At 68.4% G+C, this 16,681-nt stretch carries 14 protein-coding genes and 1 pseudogene; 6 read left to right on the forward strand and 9 right to left on the reverse strand.

All coding sequences use genetic code 11. The features are described 5' to 3' along the window. The first annotated feature begins 42 nt into the window (after nt 1–42). The 4 genes and pseudogenes from dhaK to OG474_RS13785 all read left to right on the forward strand — a co-directional run bounded on the left by dhaK (nt 43) and on the right by OG474_RS13785 (nt 4,012). Nucleotides 43–1,047 (forward strand): dihydroxyacetone kinase subunit DhaK, encoded by a 1,005-nt coding sequence (gene dhaK / locus OG474_RS13770; RefSeq protein ID WP_405062656.1) that lies wholly within the window; start codon nt 43–45, stop codon nt 1,045–1,047. After that, the gene (dhaL, locus tag OG474_RS13775; protein ID WP_405062657.1) at nt 1,035–1,661 is read left to right on the forward strand and encodes a dihydroxyacetone kinase subunit DhaL; all 627 of its coding nucleotides are present in this window, start codon (nt 1,035–1,037) and stop codon (nt 1,659–1,661) included. The genes dhaK and dhaL overlap by 13 nt, the downstream gene beginning before the upstream one ends. After that, nucleotides 1,658–2,068, forward strand: a pseudogene (gene dhaM / locus OG474_RS13780) (dihydroxyacetone kinase phosphoryl donor subunit DhaM); the annotation flags it as partial. The gene dhaL and the pseudogene dhaM, both read left to right, overlap by 4 nt. A 15-nt stretch (nt 2,069–2,083) precedes the next feature. Beyond that, entirely contained in the window at nt 2,084–4,012 is a 1,929-nt protein-coding gene (locus OG474_RS13785; protein ID WP_405064574.1) for an HPr family phosphocarrier protein, read from the forward strand. Here the strand turns inward: OG474_RS13785 and OG474_RS13790 are convergent. The 4 genes from OG474_RS13790 to OG474_RS13805 form a co-directional block, all read right to left on the reverse strand. After that, entirely contained in the window at nt 3,991–4,635 is a 645-nt protein-coding gene (locus OG474_RS13790; protein ID WP_405062658.1) for a hypothetical protein, read from the reverse strand. The two genes, OG474_RS13785 and OG474_RS13790, sit on opposite strands and share 22 nt — an antisense overlap. Nucleotides 4,636–4,750: 115 nt before the next feature. Beyond that, nucleotides 4,751–5,296: a GNAT family N-acetyltransferase gene (locus tag OG474_RS13795; protein ID WP_405062659.1), complete on the reverse strand. Its 546-nt coding sequence runs from the start codon at nt 5,294–5,296 to the stop codon at nt 4,751–4,753. Between the two features lie 109 nt (nt 5,297–5,405). Then, nucleotides 5,406–6,380: a DUF1707 domain-containing protein gene (locus OG474_RS13800; RefSeq protein WP_405062660.1), complete on the reverse strand. Its 975-nt coding sequence runs from the start codon at nt 6,378–6,380 to the stop codon at nt 5,406–5,408. A gap of 157 nt (nt 6,381–6,537) precedes the next feature. Further along, nucleotides 6,538–8,976 (reverse strand): beta-L-arabinofuranosidase domain-containing protein, encoded by a 2,439-nt coding sequence (locus OG474_RS13805; protein ID WP_405062661.1) that lies wholly within the window; start codon nt 8,974–8,976, stop codon nt 6,538–6,540. Nucleotides 8,977–9,066: 90 nt separating this feature from the next. Here OG474_RS13805 and OG474_RS13810 point away from each other — a divergent pair, with 90 nt between their 5' ends. Further along, a complete protein-coding gene (locus tag OG474_RS13810; RefSeq protein WP_405062662.1) occupies nt 9,067–10,044 on the forward strand; it encodes a LacI family DNA-binding transcriptional regulator in 978 nt (325 codons plus the stop codon). 44 nt (nt 10,045–10,088) lie between these two features. Further along, complete coding sequence (locus OG474_RS13815; protein WP_405062663.1) at nt 10,089–10,769, forward strand: SDR family oxidoreductase; 681 nt, start codon at nt 10,089–10,091, stop codon at nt 10,767–10,769. Here OG474_RS13815 and OG474_RS13820 read toward each other — a convergent pair. The 5 genes from OG474_RS13820 to purS all read right to left on the reverse strand — a co-directional run bounded on the left by OG474_RS13820 (nt 10,762) and on the right by purS (nt 16,581). Beyond that, nucleotides 10,762–11,250 carry a DUF1707 domain-containing protein gene (locus tag OG474_RS13820; RefSeq protein WP_405062664.1) on the reverse strand — a complete coding sequence of 163 codons (489 nt, stop codon included), beginning with the start codon at nt 11,248–11,250 and terminating at the stop codon, nt 10,762–10,764. The two genes, OG474_RS13815 and OG474_RS13820, sit on opposite strands and share 8 nt — an antisense overlap. Nucleotides 11,251–11,314: 64 nt before the next feature. Then, nucleotides 11,315–13,576, reverse strand: a complete 2,262-nt coding sequence (gene purL / locus OG474_RS13825; protein WP_405062665.1) for a phosphoribosylformylglycinamidine synthase subunit PurL — start codon at nt 13,574–13,576, stop codon at nt 11,315–11,317. Further along, nucleotides 13,566–15,635 (reverse strand): hypothetical protein, encoded by a 2,070-nt coding sequence (locus tag OG474_RS13830; protein ID WP_405062666.1) that lies wholly within the window; start codon nt 15,633–15,635, stop codon nt 13,566–13,568. Before OG474_RS13830 ends, purL begins: the two co-directional genes overlap by 11 nt. 14 nt (nt 15,636–15,649) lie before the next feature. Continuing rightward, entirely contained in the window at nt 15,650–16,318 is a 669-nt protein-coding gene (purQ, locus tag OG474_RS13835) for a phosphoribosylformylglycinamidine synthase subunit PurQ (RefSeq protein ID WP_405062667.1), read from the reverse strand. After that, a complete protein-coding gene (gene purS / locus OG474_RS13840; protein WP_132412480.1) occupies nt 16,315–16,581 on the reverse strand; it encodes a phosphoribosylformylglycinamidine synthase subunit PurS in 267 nt (88 codons plus the stop codon). Before purS ends, purQ begins: the two co-directional genes overlap by 4 nt. Nucleotides 16,582–16,681: the final 100 nt, after the last annotated feature.

The following is a 16,681-nucleotide window of genomic DNA, read 5'->3' on the forward strand; positions in this document are numbered from 1 at the left end:
GGGGGCTGCCGTTCGCGGCCGGGGTGTGCTCAGATGGGGGGCATGAAGAAGCTCATCAACGACCCTGCCGATGTTGTGAGTGAAGCGCTGCTCGGGATGGCGGCGGCGCATCCGGACCGCCTGCGGGTGGACCACGAGAACCGGATCGTCTATCGCAAGGAGGCGCCGCGACCGGGGAAGGTCGGGCTGATCTCCGGGGGTGGGTCCGGGCACGAGCCGCTGCACGGCGGGTTCGTCGGGCTCGGGATGCTGGACGCGGCCTGTGCGGGTGAGGTCTTCACCTCGCCGGTGCCGGATCAGATGATGGCGGCGACGAAGGCGGTCGACGCGGGCGCCGGTGTCCTGCACATCGTGAAGAACTACACCGGCGACGTGATGAACTTCGAGATGGCTGCCGAGCTGGCCGCGGCCGACGCCGGTACCGAGGTGCTGTCGGTCGTGACGAACGACGACGTGGCCGTCCAGGACAGCCTTTACACGGCAGGTCGCCGGGGTGTTGGTGTCACCGTGCTGCTGGAGAAGATCGTCGGTGCGGCGGCCGAGGAGGGTCGCTCGCTGCAGGAGGTCGCAGACCTCGCTAAGAAGGTGAACGACAGCGGCCGCAGCATGGGGATGGCGCTGACGTCGTGCACAGTCCCGGCCGCGGGCAAGCCGACGTTCGACCTGGCCGAGACCGAGATGGAGCTCGGCATCGGCATCCACGGCGAGCCCGGCCGCCGACGGTTGCCACTGGCACCGGCCCGCGAGATCGCATCACTGCTGGTCGACCCAGTTCTGTCCGATCTTCCTTATGGACAAGGCGATTCGGTCATTGCCTTCGTCAACGGACTCGGCGGCACGCCGTTGATCGAGCTCTACCTGATGTACAACGAGGTGGCTCAACTGCTGGACCGCGCGGGCATCACGGTCGCCCGCTCGCTGGTCGGCAACTACATCACCTCGCTGGAGATGGCCGGCTGCTCGGTCACCCTGCTCAAGGTCGACGACGAGCTGGTCCGCCTCTGGGACGCTCCCGTTAACACACCCGGCCTACGGTGGGGCTCATGATCGACAAGTTCACCGACTGGTTGCGGGATTCCGCGAAGGTGCTGCACGAGAATGCGGCGTACCTCACAGAGCTCGACTCGGCGATCGGGGATGCGGATCACGGCGCGAACATGGATCGTGGGTTCGCGGCGGTGGTCGCCGTACTGGACGAGACATCGTTCGAATCGGTCGACGAGTTGCTGAAGAAGGTGGGGATGACGTTGGTCAGCAAGGTCGGTGGAGCGAGCGGGCCGTTGTACGGAACGTTCTTCCTGCGCTTCGGTACGGCGCTCGCCGGTGCCGAGCTGTCCGCGCAGACGATCGGCGAAGGACTGCGGGCCGGTGTCGGCGGAGTGCTGGCGCGTGGCAAGGCTGAACTGGGGGACAAAACTATGTACGACGCCTGGGCTCCGGCTCTCGATGCGTACGACGCTGCTGTTGCGGGTGGCGGTGACCTCGGGGCGGCGTTGACCGCTGCCGCCGAGGCTTCAGCCAAGGGACGGGATGCGACCGTGCCGCTGGAGGCACGGAAGGGACGCGCGAGCTATCTGGGCGAGCGGAGCGTCGGTCACCAGGATCCGGGCGCGACCTCGACCACCCTGCTGCTCGAGTCGGCCGCACGGACGCTCGCATGATCGGGATCGTGGTGGTGTCACACAGCCACGCGCTGGCGACCGCGGCGGTCGGGCTGGCGTCCGAGATGGTTGCTGATGGCAAGCAGCCGGTGATTGTCGTGGCGGCCGGGCTGGACGAGACGACGTTCGGTACGGACGCGGTCGCCGTGTCCGAGGCGATCGCGGCGGCGGACTCCGCGGACGGCGTACTGGTGCTAGTGGATCTGGGCAGTGCGGTGCTGAGCGCGGAGCTGGCGCTGGAGTTCCTCGATCCTGAGCTCGCTGCGCGGGTCCGGTTGACGAGCGCGCCGCTGGTCGAGGGCTTGGTGGCTGCGGCCGTGACGGCATCGACCGGTGCTTCGCTGGACGCGGTCGCAACCGAGGCTGAGCGTGGGTTGCTGGGGAAGCAGGAGCATCTCGGTGCCGACGCCGCTCCAGAGTCGGTGAGCGCGGTCGAGTCCGGGCAGAGCATTGAGGTTGTCGTCAGCAACAAGCACGGGCTGCACGCCCGGCCGGCGGCGCGGCTCGTCGGATTGCTGCACGAGTTCGACGCTCGGGTCACGGTGACGAATGTGGACACCGGTCACGGGCCGGTCGACGCCGGCAGTCTCAGCATGGTCGCGACGCTGAACGCGATCCGCGGGAATCTGCTGCGGTTCGCAGCCGACGGCCCGGAGGCGGATGCGGCACTGGCCGCGGTTCAGGATCTGGCCACGGAGAACTTCGGCGACGACGAGCCTGCTCGTTTCCCCGCGCGCCTGGGTGCGCCGGTGGAGGGCGACAACGGTGGTTCCGGGCTGGACGTCGCGTTCGGTCCTGCTGTGCTGGCCAGCGGCCTCGTCGACGTGAGCGGATATGTTGCCGGCGACAACGAGCCTGCGCGCCTGGAGGCGGCGGTCGAGGCGGTTGCCGAGGAGCTGCGGAGGCTGCGCGACGCGAGTCCGGACCTCGCCGGGATCTTCGAGGCACAGCTGGCGTTGCTGACCGATCGGCAGCTGAAGGAGATTCGCGAGGTCCTGGTTCGCGGGGCGTCGGCGGTGAACGTCTGGCAGTTGGTTTTCGACCGGCTCGCCCAGCGGTTCGAGGAGCTGCACGACGCGTACCAGCGGGAGCGCGCGCAGGACGTTCGGGCGGTGCGTGACCGGGTGCTGCGGCATCTGACGGACACCACGGAAGACAGCCCGATTCAGGTCGAGACCAACCAGCCCGCGATCCTCGTCGTACCGGAGTTGGATGCGGCGACGGCGGCGATGCTGGACGGACATCGGTTCGCGGGTGTTGCGGTGCGGGCTGCCGGGGCTACTGGGCACGGTGTGATCGTGGCTCGGTCGCGTGGGATCCCGCTGATCACGGGGATCGGCGACGTGGACGTGCCGGCCGGCGCGGTGGTCGCTTTCGACGCCCGCAAGGGGTCGTTCGAGATCGAGCCCGATGTGGAGCGGGTCCGGGCGACGATCACCGAGCGCGAGGCTGAGCAGGAGCAAGCCGCCATCGAGGCGGAGTTGCCGGCGGTGACCATCGACGGCCGCACGGTCGCGGTGCTGGTGAACGTCGGAACGGTGCAGGACGCGCTCGCGGTGCGGGGTGCGGAGGGGTCCGGGCTGGTGCGGACCGAGCTGCTGTTCGGCGATCGCCGTACGGCGCCGACCGTCGCCGAGCAGGTCGAGGCGTTCCGGGCGGTGGCCGCGGCGCTGCCGGGCAAGCCGATCACGATCCGCACCTGGGACGTCGGCGGCGACAAGCCGCTGCCGTTCCTGCCGCAGGACGAAGAGGCGAACCCGTTCCTCGGTGAGCGCGGGTTGCGGGCCTTCCGGCGCCGACCGGAGCTGCTCCGTGACCAACTCGAGGCCGTCCGGCAGATCGCGGCCGAGATCCCCGTGCACGTGATGTTCCCGATGGTCACCACCGCCGACGAGGTCGCCTGGGCGCTGGACGAGCTCGGCCCGCGCCCGGAGGGCCTGAAGGTCGGCATCATGGTCGAGGTGCCCGCGGCCGCCCTGCGGGTGGCCACGCTGACCGCGGACCTGGACTTCGTCAGCATCGGCACGAACGACCTCACGCAGTACGTCACCGCGACCGACCGGACGAATCCGGCCGTGGCCGCACTGGCGGACGGGCTGGACCCGGCCGTGCTGCAGCTGGTCGATCACGTCGTCCGCAACGCCGGCGTACCGGTGGGAGTGTGTGGTGACCTGGCCAGCAACCCGCAGGCCGCCGTCATCCTCGCCGCGCTAGGTGTGCACGAGTTGAGTGCTATCGCTCCGCAGGTGCCCTTGGTGAAGGCCAGACTGCGGGAGGCCGATCTCAGACTGATCGACACGGCCGCAGTGCTGGCCGCACGTGATGGGGATCAGGTGCGCGCGCTGCTGTAGTAGCGGAGTTCGACCAGGTTGAAGCCGGACGTGCGCTCCGGCTTGGCGGGCAGCGTGTAGCTCTCGCCAGGCTCGAGGTAGGTCACGTCCGGGTTCGCCAGGTCCAGGTCGACCACCAGCGCCGGGTAGGCGCCGGTGTGCCAGGTGTAGGTCTCCCCCGCGTCCGGAGTGACGTGCTGCACCCGTACGTCGTCCTCGTCGACGACGACCTTGGTCGGGACCTCTTCGTCGAACCCGGCCTCGGTGGTGTCCAGGGCGGTGTACGGCTGACCGGACGCTTCCTCACCGAGATCCAGGAGCTCGATCAGCCGGTTCAGGTACGGCGCGTCGCCGTCGTTCGTGAGCATGTGGACCGGGGACACCGGACGGTAGACCGAACCGCCGACCGTCTCGCTCAGCTCGCGCGCAGCGCTGCCGTCCAACCAGTCCATGTGACAAGGGGACGTGGACAGGCAGAGCACGACGTACGGGTTGTGGTGCAGGTGCCAGCCCTGCGCCTCGCCCGGTGCGAGCGAGACCTCCCAGACGCGGACGCGGTCGTTCTTCAGCAGGACGCCGGTGCCGATCTCACCGAGGACGACCTCGGTGCCGTCGGGGGCGGTGACGGTGGTGCCTGCAGTCATGGGGTCTCCATTTCTGGACTGAGGAGTGGAGGGAGCGAAGCGACTGGAATGACGAGGGAAGAAATGGAGCCAGGACCCCATGACTCGCCGCCCCGGAGGGGTGGCATGTGTACGGTCATGGGGTCTTCTCCTCGATCGATCGTTCCATGGCCACTCCGGCCAGCTTCACGCCATCCGGCATCGGCAGCTCGGCAGCGCCCACCTCAACGAACCCGAAAGCCTTGTACAGCGGCACTCCGGGCAGTGTCGCCATCAGTGCGAGCCGGGTGAACCCCTCGGCCCGCGCAGCGTCCGTGCAGGCGGTCAGGATCGCCCTGGCCAGTCCACGCCGCGTCCAGTCGCTCCGGACGAACATCGCCCGGATCCGCGCCGGTTCGGTCGCTGGATCCAGCAGTCGCTCGTCGGCACCCGCCGTACTGGCGTTGAAGAGCTTGTTGCGTCGGCTCCAACCACCGCAGGCCACGATCTCGCCATCGACCTCGTGCACGTAGTAGGTGCCGTCGTCGATGAGCGCGGGGTCCAGCTTGGTGATGTGCTCCGCCGCACTGGCGGTCTCAACGGCGTCATGGAACGCCGGAAACAGCTCCAGCACCGACGCACGCCCCAGCTCCGCCACCGCGGCGCTGTCCTCCCGCACCGCCAACCGCAACACAGGCTCCACACCGACAGGCTAATTCACTGCGATCTGCGGCCGCCGCGAGCCCAGAACCAGGCCATCAGATTCCAGGCCACTGCACCGGCACCCAGCGCCAGACCGATCAGAACACTCGTCACATTTGCGTGAGTGTCGAGGAGGGCCCAACTGCCGAGCAGGAACGGCAGCGACACCGTGACCGCGACCCCAACGCCACCATGCGCCAGTGGGACGGCTGGTGCTGGACTTGCTGCTTGTCGAGCACCAGAAACGGCAGCCCGTCGAAGACCACGCCGAGGTCGTTTCGGGTGGTAGCCGCCAACAACAGGTCGGTACGGCGATGCAGCTCGCCGATGTCGATCCGCCCCAGCCCGAACTGCTCGGCCAGCGCAGTGGAACACGCCGTCCGCTCACTGTCACTCAACCGCATCCGCGTCGACCGCGCACGCACCGCCGGAACCCGCCGTCGCCGCTGCACCGCCTCCGACGCCGCTGCCCCCAGCACCTTCCCCATCGCACTCATCGGCGACTCGGTGAACTCCCGAATCAGCCTCAGCCGCCCGAGCCCACCCTCCGTCAGCCCGTACTCCGCCGGCAGATTGTCCTCCGGATAACGCGCAACGAAAGTCTCCCCCACCAGCTTGTCGAGCGCCGCCTGCACCTCGTGATCCGAAGCCCCGACCCGCCGGACCAACTCCGCCCGCGACAACGCAACATGCTCCAACTGCTCAATCAACGCCTGCTCCAGCGCCGGATTGCCTTGCTGCGTCGGCGGCGTCTCCCCCGCCCACGTCCAGGTGATCGACCGCGGCTCCTGTGGCCCTTCACTCGGTGTCTTGCGCCACTCCCGCCCAGCCCGAGCCTCGGAGTACTCGCGATGGTTCTTGAGCCGCTCGACTCCGGTCATCGTCAATCTGAAGGTCGCCGGCTCGACCCCCTGCTCCTGGCGAGCCACCTCCCCACGCGCCACCAGCGGATCGAGCACCGACTGCATAGCGGTCTCAGACACCCCAGACCGCCTGGCCAGCTCGGCCTGAATCAGCTCCGCCACCTCCAGATGCGCTAGCACCGCAAACTCCAGCGCCGAGTTCCCCACCTGTTCCCCCTCCATCGCCCCAGACCCTCATCCTCTCCTGCACGAGGGTCTGGGTGCACGTGAGCGATCTTTGTGCACCCACCAGTCATTTTTCCGGCCGGAAAGTGGTTGGTGGGTGCACAAAGTCGGGGCTGGGGAGCTCCCAGCGCCGCTGACCGGAGTGCGAACCGCACTAACTACTCCACTCGAACGCGAGGTGTAGGAGGCCTCCGGAGAATGTCGGGCGCAGGACTGCCTCCACTCGGAGGTACTGGGCACGCACTGGGGTGAAGGTGGTGGTGTTCAGGCGGTCGGGGGCTACGCCGTATGGGGTGGGGTTGGTTACTGGGCGCCAGGTGGAGCCGTCGAGCCAGAGAACTTGCCAGGAGGCTGGGACGCGGCACTGGCCGAAGCCGGTGTCGTCGAACCAGTACGCCGAGGCCCGGCGCAGGTCGCGGACCTCGCGGAGGTCGTACTGGATCCACTCCGTCGAACCGCGCCGGTCCCACCAGGTGAAGCGCGGAATGGAGGTGTCGGCCGAGGACGAGGGCAGGCGCCCGTCGTCGGCTGCCTCGAGCGAGTCACCGTCGAAGACGTGTGAGGCGGTGATGCGGGTCCGTCGCCGCCACTCCGCTCCGGTCGACGAGACCTGCGGGAACGAGGTGATGCGGAGTCGGGCGGCGCCCATCGGGATGAGCGTCACTGTCTCGTCCGGTTGGGTGGTCTTGGCCGGGCTCGGTTGCAGCAGGCCGACTACGTTCTCGCTGTCGGCCTCCCACTGCGGGATGCGGCGCGCCTTCGTGGTCAGCGCTACCGGCACACCCGCGGTCGTGAACGGGTCCGCACCGGGCACGGGAGTCCGCCGTACGACGGTGAATCCGGCATCTGGCACCAGACCGTAGTTCCACGGGGAGTCCGGGTGCACAGCTAGCTCGGGCCAATCCGTCGTACCGCCGATGCGCTCGTAGCGCTCACTGATCGCCAGCGAGTAGGTCAGCGGCCCACGGTCGACCGAGACCGAGCCCTGGTTCGCAGTCCATTGCCGAGTGCTGACCTGCATCGGCAGCACCAGCTTCACGCGGTCACCGGACCGCCAAGCGCGGTCGAGCTGGACCCAGCCGCCTTCTGCACGCACTCGGCAGCGTGCGCCGTTGACTGCGACGGAGTACTCATCAGCCCAGCCAGGGACCCTTAAATACAAGGGGAAACGCGAGTTGCCCTGCACAGTGAAGTTGATGGTGTCGCCGAACGGGTACTCGGTGTCCTGCACGATGCTGACGGTCTCACCGCCACCGACCTTCGCAGTCACCTTGCTGGCGGCGTAGAGCGAGGCAGCCAGTCCGTTGTCGGTAGTGGCCAGCCACAGCTCCTGCGCGTAGTACGGCCAGCCCATGCCGTAGTTGTGCGGGCAGCACCGGTACTGGTGGATGCCGTACTTGTAAGCCAGCATGGCGAAGCCGTTCTGGAACTGCCCATGCTTGATGGTGTCGTCGAGCTCCACACTGTTCGCACAGGTGATGTAGTGCATCACCTGCTGCTTCGGGTCGTACGACGCCGTCAGCGAGTTGAACGCCAGCTCTTCACACCGGTCCGCCCAGACAGTCTCTCCGGTGAAGCGGGACAGCATCTCGAAGCTGTGCATCAGCTCCACGATCCCGCAGGTCTCGAACCCCTGCCGCGGATCACCGAACCCCGGCCGCGAGTTCTCGTCCCCCGCGAACCCGCCACCGGGGAACTGCCCGTACTGTCCGAGCACAGTGTCATAGTTCCGGTACGTCGCCGCGCGGTGCTGCTCGTTGCCCGACAAAAGCCAGTACTGCAACGGCTCTCGGAACCCCTGGGCCAGATTGACGTTGTGCCAGGTCGGAATGCCGTTCACGTAGTCCGCGGAGCCGGAGTGCATCTTGTTGACCAGGTCCAGCAGCCATGACTCACCGGTCCGGTTGTAGAGCCAGTAGGCACTGTCGATGTTGTCGCCCCAGCGGAACGCACCCCACGACCGGTTGAACACCTCAGCCGGCTGCCCGTTCTGGAATCGCAGGTACTTGGTCATGAACGGTATGACGCGCTGGTCGCCGGAGTACTCGTACCAGGAGCGGATCGCACCCAGGAGCGGCATGCCCGGCCAGAAGTCCGGCCCGCCTTCCAGCGCGGTCCGCAGCCGGTCCGGACCGAACCAGCCGTCGGCGGCCTGGGTACGCAGGATGCCGTCGATCCACCGCTGCGCTCTGGTCAGTACGCCGGTGTCGCCGGTGACGTAGCCGAGATCACCGAAGCCACGCAGCCAGTACGGCAGCTCCTCCCAGGCATCCTTGTTCCGGTCGACCCAGCCGTTGGTGTCGTAGACCAGGAAGTCGGAGATCTCGTCGTACCGGCCGCAGAGGCCGTTGACCTGGAGCTTGAGCTGCTGCGCCAACCAGCCGCGCGGCTCGATCGCACCGGGTGGCAGCTTCTGGAACGGCACCGGCCGGAGCGGCGCGCGCTGCGGCACGTAGTGCCCGCCACGGCCGGCCGGCGGACCGAGTGGTCGGGCGGCTTCGGCGGTGGACGGTTCGACGGCGCTCACGGCAGCCGCCGCGGCAAGGGTGACACCGAGGAATTCACGACGGGGCAGTCCCTTCGGAAAGGTCATGGCAGTCCCTGCTTTCGGGTGATTCGGGGGCGGACGATCACCTACACACGGAAAAACAGAATACGTTTTCCGCGCTGCTAGAGTAACCCCATGAAGCGCCCGGCGGTACGGATCACGGATGTCGCCGCGTTGGCCGGGGTCTCCGCCGGGACGGCCTCGAAGGCGCTCAACAACACCGGCCAGCTCAGCCAGGACACCCGCGAGCGAGTACGCCGTGCCGCGGCCCAGCTCGGCTTCACGCCGGACGTTCGCGGCCGGGCCTTGTCGTCCGGGCGCACGTTCACGGTCGCCCTGCTGACCACCGACAGCTCGGGCCGGTTCAGCATCCCGATCATGCGTGGCGTCGAGGACGTGCTGAGCGCCGGCGAGCTGGCGACCGTGCTGTGCGACACCCGCGACGATCCGCTCCGCGAGCAGAGCTATCTGCGGTCGCTGGTGGCCCGTGGGGTCGACGGCATCGTGGTGACCGGCCGCCGCACTGAGCCGCGGCCGCCGATCGACGTACCGCTGCCTGTTGTCTATGCGCTCGCTGCGTCGAGCGATCCGGCAGATGCCTCAGTCATCGTCGACGACGCTGCCGGTGCGGCCGCGGTCACCACGCATCTGGCCAGCCTTGGCCGCAGTCGGATCGCACACATCACCGGTCCGGCCGATCACCGGTCCGCAATCGAGCGGGCCCAGGCGATGAGCGGCAGTCTGTCGGCCGAGCCGCTGTTCGGTGAGTGGAGTGAGCAGTGGGGTCGCCAGGCGACCGATCTGATCCTCAGGACACAGCCTGACGTCGACGCGATCACCTGTGGCAGCGACCAGATCGCGCGCGGTGTCTGCGACCGCCTCCGCGAGCTGGGCCGCGCCGTACCGGCTGAGATCGCTGTCACCGGCTATGACAACTGGCCGGTGATGGCACTGGCCAGCCGTCCACCACTGACCTCGGTGGACCTCCGCCTCGAGGAGCTCGGCCGCCGCGCCGCGCAGCTCCTGCTGGAGGCGATCGCCGGTACGCCGCATCACGGCGTACTGGAACTTCCGGCGCAGCTCGTCCCCCGGGAGTCCACGCTCGGCGCGTGAGCTACGCTCTAGATTGAATCTTCAACTTCTGGGGAGTGGCTGGCATGGCAGCTGTACTGGTCGTCGGTGGCAGTGGTGGGCTCGGGCGCGAGATCGCCCGGCACTTCGTGGACCGCGGCGACGAGGTGATCATCACCAGCCGCTCGGCGGAGCGCGCCGAGGCCGTCGCGGCCGAGCTGGGCGCCCGCGGGCTGGCGATCGACCTGACCCGTCCGGAGTCGATCGACAAGGCGCTGGCGGAGGTCGGTGAGCTGGACTCGCTGGTGATCACGGCGATCGAGCAGTACAGCAACACCGTGCAGGACTTCAGCATCGAAGACGCCATCCGGGCCTCGACGGTCAAGCTGGTCGGCTACACGGAGGTCGCCCGCGTCCTGCAGGGTCGCTTCCGTCCGGGCGCCGGGATCGTGCTGTTCGGCGGGCTCGGGAAGGTCCGTCCGTACCCGGGCTCGACCATGATCACCGCGACCAACGCCGCCGTTTCCGGCGTGATGCGCACGCTCGCCGTCGAGCTCGCGCCGGTCCGCGTGAACGCCCTGCACCCTGGAGTCGTCGGCGACAGCCCCGCCTGGCAGGACAAGAACACCTCCGCGGTCGCGGCCCGCACCCCCACCGGCCGCCTCACCGCCACGGCCGAGATCGTCGACGCGACCGACTTCCTGCTCCGCAACGGCGCCGCGAACGCGATCGACCTCCACCTCGACGGCGGAACCCGCGTCACCTGATCGCAGGCCCCGAGCGGGTGCCTCGGCGGGCCCAGCGGAACGCGACGGCCGTCCACAGAACGGCCGGAACGCCGAAGATCGCGGCGGCGACCTCGCGGCCGAACACCAGAAAGACCAGTCCCAGCAGGAAGAACGGTGCGGCCAGCCAGGCCGCGCCGACGAAGGCTGCCCACCGCCAGCGGCCGGTTGGCCGCGGCGTGGGGCGATAGAGCGAAGGCGTCGGCAGCCCGTGAAAGATCGGCTGCAGATCGGCATGCGTGACCGCCTCGTTCAGCAGGTCGACCCGCCGATGCAGCTCGAGCTCGTCGAGCCGCCCGATCGCGAACTGCTCAGCCAACTCATCCGTGAACAGGTGCCGTTCCTCGTCGGTCAGCCGGATGTTCGCCACCCGCCGCCGAGCCGCGACAACCCGAGCCTCCTGCCCGGCCGCCGCAGCCTTGCCGATCAGATCCCCCGCCTTAACCGGACGCCGCTCCACCATGTGCCTCACACTCCCTGCTATCGAGTGTGCCAGACGATGGGGCAGCGCCAGGTTCCCCTGAGGGTCAGTTGAGGGCGGCGGGGAGGGTGGCGGTCCAGACCTCGCGGAGCTCGGTGAGGGGGATCTCGAACTGGTCCTGTACGTCGAGGGTGTCGCCGGTGATGACGCCGATCTTGGTGTGCGGGAAGCGGCGGGCGGTGCACATGTCGGTGAAGCGGACCTCTTCGGTGCGGGGTACGGCGACGACCGCGCGGCCGGCGGACTCGGCGAAGAGGAAGAGGAAGGTGTCGAGGCCGTCGGGGGCCCAGACGCGGGCGCCGACGCCGCCGCGGAGGGCGGACTCGACCAGGGCCTGGGCTACGCCGCCGTCACTGACGTCGTGGGCGGCGTCGATCAGGCCGTCGCGGGACGCGTTGATCAGGATGTCGGCGAGCTGCTGCTCGGCGGCCAGGTCGACGGCCGGCGGACGACCACCGAGGTGGCTGTGGACGACGTGCGCCCACTCGGAGCCGGACAGCTCTTCGGCGGTCTCGCCGAGCAGGTAGAGCTGGTGGCCCTCCATCTCGCCGGTGAAGCCGATCGGCGTCCGGCGGGTGACGTCGTCGATGACACCCAGTACGCCGATGACGGGCGTCGGCAGGATCGCCACGTCACCGGTCTGGTTGTAGAACGACACGTTGCCGCCGGTGACCGGGATCCCGAGCTCCTTGCAGCCGTCGACCAGGCCGCGGATCGCCTCGGTGAACTGCCACATGACGTCCGGGTCCTCGGGGGAACCGAAGTTCAGGCAGTCGGAGACGGCGACCGGGCGGGCGCCGGTGGTGGCGACGTTGCGGAAGGACTCGGCCAGCGCGAGCTTGGCACCGGTGTACGGGTCGAGCTTGGCGAAGCGGCCGTTGCAGTCGGTGGAGACCGCGACGCCGAGGCCGCTGGTCTCGTCGACGCGGATCATGCCACTGTCCTCGGGCTGCGCGAGCACCGAGTTGCCGAGCACGTAGCGGTCGTACTGGTCGGTGACCCAGGACTTGTCACACAGGTTCGGCGACGCGACCAGCTGCAGCAGGGTGTCCCGCAGCTCCGCCGGAGTCGTTGCACGCGGCAACTTCTCGGCGCCGTCGGCCTGCAGCTCGTCCTGCCAGGACGGCCGCGCGAACGGACGGTTGTAGACCGGGCCCTCGTGCGCGACGGTCTCCGGCAGGACGTCGACGACCCGCTCGCCGTGCCAGTCGATCTCGAGGCGACCGGTCTCGGTCACCTCACCGATCACGTCGGCCTGGACGTCCCACTTGGCGCAGATCTTCAGGAACTCCTCGACGTTGGCCGGCGTCACGCAGGCCATCATCCGCTCCTGGGACTCGCTCATCAGGATCTCTTCGGGAGACAGCGAGGCGTCCCGCAGCGGCACCTTGTCCAGCGAGACGCGCATGCCACCGTCGCCGGCGCTGGCCAGCTCCGAGGTCGCGCAGGAAAGACCGCCGCCACCGAGGTCCTGGATGCCCTCGACAACCTTCGCGGCGAAGAGCTCGAGCGTGCACTCGATCAGCAGCTTCTCCATGAAAGGGTCGCCGACCTGGACGGCCGGACGCTTGGTCGGGCCGCCTTCGGCGAAGGTCTCGCTGGCCAGGATCGAGACGCCGCCGATCCCGTCGCCACCGGTCTTGGCGCCGTACAGGATCATCTGGTTGCCGACGCCGGTCGCGTTGGCCAGGTGCAGGTCCTCGTGCCGCATGACGCCGACACAGAGCGCGTTCACCAGCGGGTTGCCGATGTACGTCGGGTCGAAGACGACCTCGCCGCCGATGTTCGGCAGACCGAGGCTGTTGCCGTAGCCGCCGATGCCGGAGACGATCCCGGGCAGCACGCGCTTGGTGTCCGGCGCGTCCAGCGGACCGAACCGCAGCGGGTCCATCACCGCGACCGGGCGGGCGCCCATCGCGATGATGTCGCGGACGATGCCGCCGACCCCGGTGGCCGCGCCCTGATAGGGCTCGACGTACGACGGGTGGTTGTGCGACTCGACCTTGAAGGTGACCGCGTAGCCCTCGCCGATGTCGATCACGCCGGCGTTCTCACCGATCCCGGCGAGCATCTTGCCGGCCGGGGTCTCCTGCGGGATCTCACCGAACCGCTTGAGGTGCACCTTGGACGACTTGTACGAGCAGTGCTCGCTCCACATCACCGAGTACATCGCCAGCTCGCAACTGGTGGGGCGCCGGCCCAGGATGTCGCGGATCCGCTGGTACTCGTCCGGCTTCAGTCCGAGCTCCGCCCACGGCTGCTCGACCTCAGGGGTGCTCTCGGCGTTGGTGACGGTGTCAGTCGACACTTTTGGACTCCTGCACTAGGTGGGACTCAGGTGAAACGGTACTGGCCTGATCGGTATTGGACTGCTGAGGGGCGATCAGATGCGCCACCAGCAGTGGTGCGGCGAAACCGGTCATGATCGCGGGCAGTGCGACCCCGGCGTCGTTCAGCAGCATGCCGACCAGACCACAGGTCGACATGGCGAGCAGAGTCGGCCGGATCATCGGCAGACTGGTGTAGAAGGACCGGTACGCCGGGAACGGGACCCGCGCGGGGAGCACAGTCGCCAGCATGGCGAGCACCACCCCGACGAGCATCGCCCAGCCGGCCGGACCGTTGAAGAACGCGACCGCCATCTGCAGTTTGCGGATGAGCACGTCACTGACGTCACCGTCGAGCAGCCGCGCGACGAACGTACCGAAGTGACTGCGCTGGTCCGCAGGACGCAGATAGTCGAGGAAAGCAACCGCAGACACAGCCAGTACGCCGGCCACGCCCACGCCGATGAGTGCGCGGAAACTGATGCTGCCGCGCCAGGTCAGCCAGGCCATGAGGAGCACTGCCGGTGTCAGCGCGATGATGCCGCCGAAATCGGTGCCCCAGCCCGGTCTGCCGTCCACAACGATCGCAGCGCCGCCAATCGCGAGCACAGCAAGGGCTGCGCGCACTCTGCTCCGGTCGATGAGCTTCTGCGCCGCCCAACCGGCTACCACGAGCGCTGCGATCGCCAGAGTGGCGAAAGTCGAGTTCCCGAAGCCATAGAACCGGCCACCGATGACAGGGCCGTCGGCGAACATGCTGCCGAACTGGAGCGGCGTACCGAGCACTCCGTCCACCAACAGAATGGCGTAGGCGGCCAGTGCGATACCGAGGTACGCGTAGCGCTTCAGGAAGACCTGTGCGAGCCCAGCGAAGAGCGCACTGATCCCCAGCACGACGCAGTACAAGGAGAAACCAGGAGACGGCCAGCGCCACCAGACGGTCGCTGTAGACAGGAAGACCGCGATGAAGAAGCCGCCCTGGGTCAGCAGCATGAACGTCGCGGCCCGGCGGGCTCGCGGAGTACGCCGGAGCCAGAACCAGCCCACCGCCAGCAGCTCAACGAGCAGGATCGTCATCGACACCGCAATCAGCACCGGCCGCGGCTGCTCGAACCGCTGATTGGTATCCAGCCGCTCCTCGATCACCGCAGCCGGGGTGCCGTGCTCACCACCATCGACGGAGATTTCATTTCCGTCGAGCGGTCCGGGCTGCGCTGCTCCAGCAGGGTCCAGCTCCTTGGCCTGCCCACGCAGCACGGTCGCCGTCACATCGGTGAGCTGGATCAGGCCCGGCCGGCGAGTGGAGTCACTGGTGAGCCACCGGGAACCGGGCTCACCGGTCGGGAACTGCATGGCGACCAACGGCTCCTGGTGGGCGTTGGCGGTCTCCTGGCTGATGCCGACCAACAGCACTGTGGAGCCCATCGCAGCAGCCTTGGCCTCGCCCACGAGGTTGGCGAGCTTCGTGAGTGCCTCGTCGCGGCCCTCACGCAACGGCAGGGGCCCGGCGTCGATGATCGCGTCGCCGCACCCCTGGAGCTTGTCGATACTCAGATCAGCGAACCAGTTGCCGACAGCGCCGTTGGCCCGCGCGACGGCGATCGCCCCGCCGGGGCCGAAGCCGCAGAGGCTCGGGCGGCTCTCCGCGAGGCGGCCCAGTGGAGCGCCGGTGTGGCGTTCTGCCTGGCGGTCGACGTAGGTCTGCCAGTTCGCGATCTTGCCGTCGGCAATCGCCGGGAGCTCACCGCACTCTTGATCGGGGACGCTTCCCCAGGCGCGAGTGCCGGCACCGAGGGTCAGCCAGCCGTCGACCGGACAGGTGTGCGGCCCAGCCGTCTTCACGGTGATCGAGCCGACGTTCGCATAGTCCATCAACGCGGCCAGGCCGGGTGACGCTTTCACGTCGTTCCAGCTGAGTCCCGGAACGCCGAACACGATCACCCCGGACGACTCGGGCGTCGGCGACTCGGCGTGCGACGTACCGGCTGTTGCCGTGCCGATTGTCAGGAGGGCGGCGGCGCACAACAGCAGTCGCCGCACTCCGCGTAACGTCATCAGGAGGCGACGACGGCCTTCAGGACCGAGGTGAAGAAGCCCAGGCCGTCCGTGGTCGGTCCGGTGAGTGTCTCGACGGCGTGCTCGGGGTGCGGCATCAGGCCGACCACGTTGCCGCGCTCGTTCGTGATGCCGGCGATGTCGCGGTACGAGCCGTTCGGGTTGCCGAGGTAGCGGGCGACCACGCGGCCCTCGCCCTCCAGCCGGTCCAGCGTCGCCTCGTCGGCGACGAACGAACCGTCCTGGTTCTTCAGCACGATGGTGATCTCGTGGTTCGCGTCGTAGTCGCTGGTCCACGCGGTCGTGTTGTTCTCGATCCGCAGCACCTGGTCGCGGCAGATGAACTTGCGGTGGTGGTTCTTGATCAGCGCACCGGGCAGCAGGTGCGACTCGCACAGCACCTGGAAGCCGTTGCAGATCCCCAGCACCGGCATGCCCTCGCCGGCCTTCTTGATGATGGTCTCCATCACCGGCGCGAACCGGGAGATGGCACCGGCGCGCAGATAGTCGCCGTACGAGAAGCCGCCCGGCAGGACGACCGCGTCGACCCCGTGCAGGTCGGCGTCACCGTGCCAGAGAGCGACCGCCTCGGCACCGGCCACCGCAGCCGCGCGGCGGGCGTCGGCGTCGTCCAGCGAACCGGGGAAGGTGACGACCCCGACCTTCACTGACCCGCCTCGACGTCAGCAGTCTCCACGTGCAGCGTGAAGTCCTCGATCACCGAGTTCGCCAGCAGGGTGTCGGCGGCTTTGCGGATCTCGGCGACCCGTTCCTCGGTCGCCTCACCGTCCAGGGTGATCTCGAACCGCTTTCCCTGCCGGACATCGGCCACGCCGTCGAAGCCGAGCCGGCCGAACGCGCCGTGCACCGCCTTGCCCTGCGGGTCGAGGATCTCGGGCTTGAGCATGACGTCGACGACAACGCGAGCCACTGACTACTCCAGGTCTCGTTCCGGGGTGACGCTGCGAATCCTACCGACCGGGTCCCCGGATTCCCGCATCGGCGGACTATTCACTCAGTACATACACTCG

It is taken from the genome of Kribbella sp. NBC_01505, assembly GCF_045040285.1.
GTDB lineage: Bacteria > Actinomycetota > Actinomycetes > Propionibacteriales > Kribbellaceae > Kribbella.

Bases quoted from the DNA above. Each gene is read 5' to 3' on its own strand.
- dhaK (WP_405062656.1), top strand. From the start codon at position 43: ATGAAGAAGCTCATCAACGACCCTGCCGATGTTGTGAGTGAAGCGCTG.
- OG474_RS13790 (WP_405062658.1), bottom strand. From the start codon at position 4,635: ATGACTGCAGGCACCACCGTCACCGCCCCCGACGGCACCGAGGTCGTC.
- OG474_RS13800 (WP_405062660.1), bottom strand. From the start codon at position 6,380: ATGGAGGGGGAACAGGTGGGGAACTCGGCGCTGGAGTTTGCGGTGCTA.
- OG474_RS13805 (WP_405062661.1), bottom strand. From the start codon at position 8,976: ATGACCTTTCCGAAGGGACTGCCCCGTCGTGAATTCCTCGGTGTCACC.
- OG474_RS13810 (WP_405062662.1), top strand. From the start codon at position 9,067: ATGAAGCGCCCGGCGGTACGGATCACGGATGTCGCCGCGTTGGCCGGG.
- OG474_RS13815 (WP_405062663.1), top strand. From the start codon at position 10,089: ATGGCAGCTGTACTGGTCGTCGGTGGCAGTGGTGGGCTCGGGCGCGAG.
- OG474_RS13820 (WP_405062664.1), bottom strand. From the start codon at position 11,250: ATGGTGGAGCGGCGTCCGGTTAAGGCGGGGGATCTGATCGGCAAGGCT.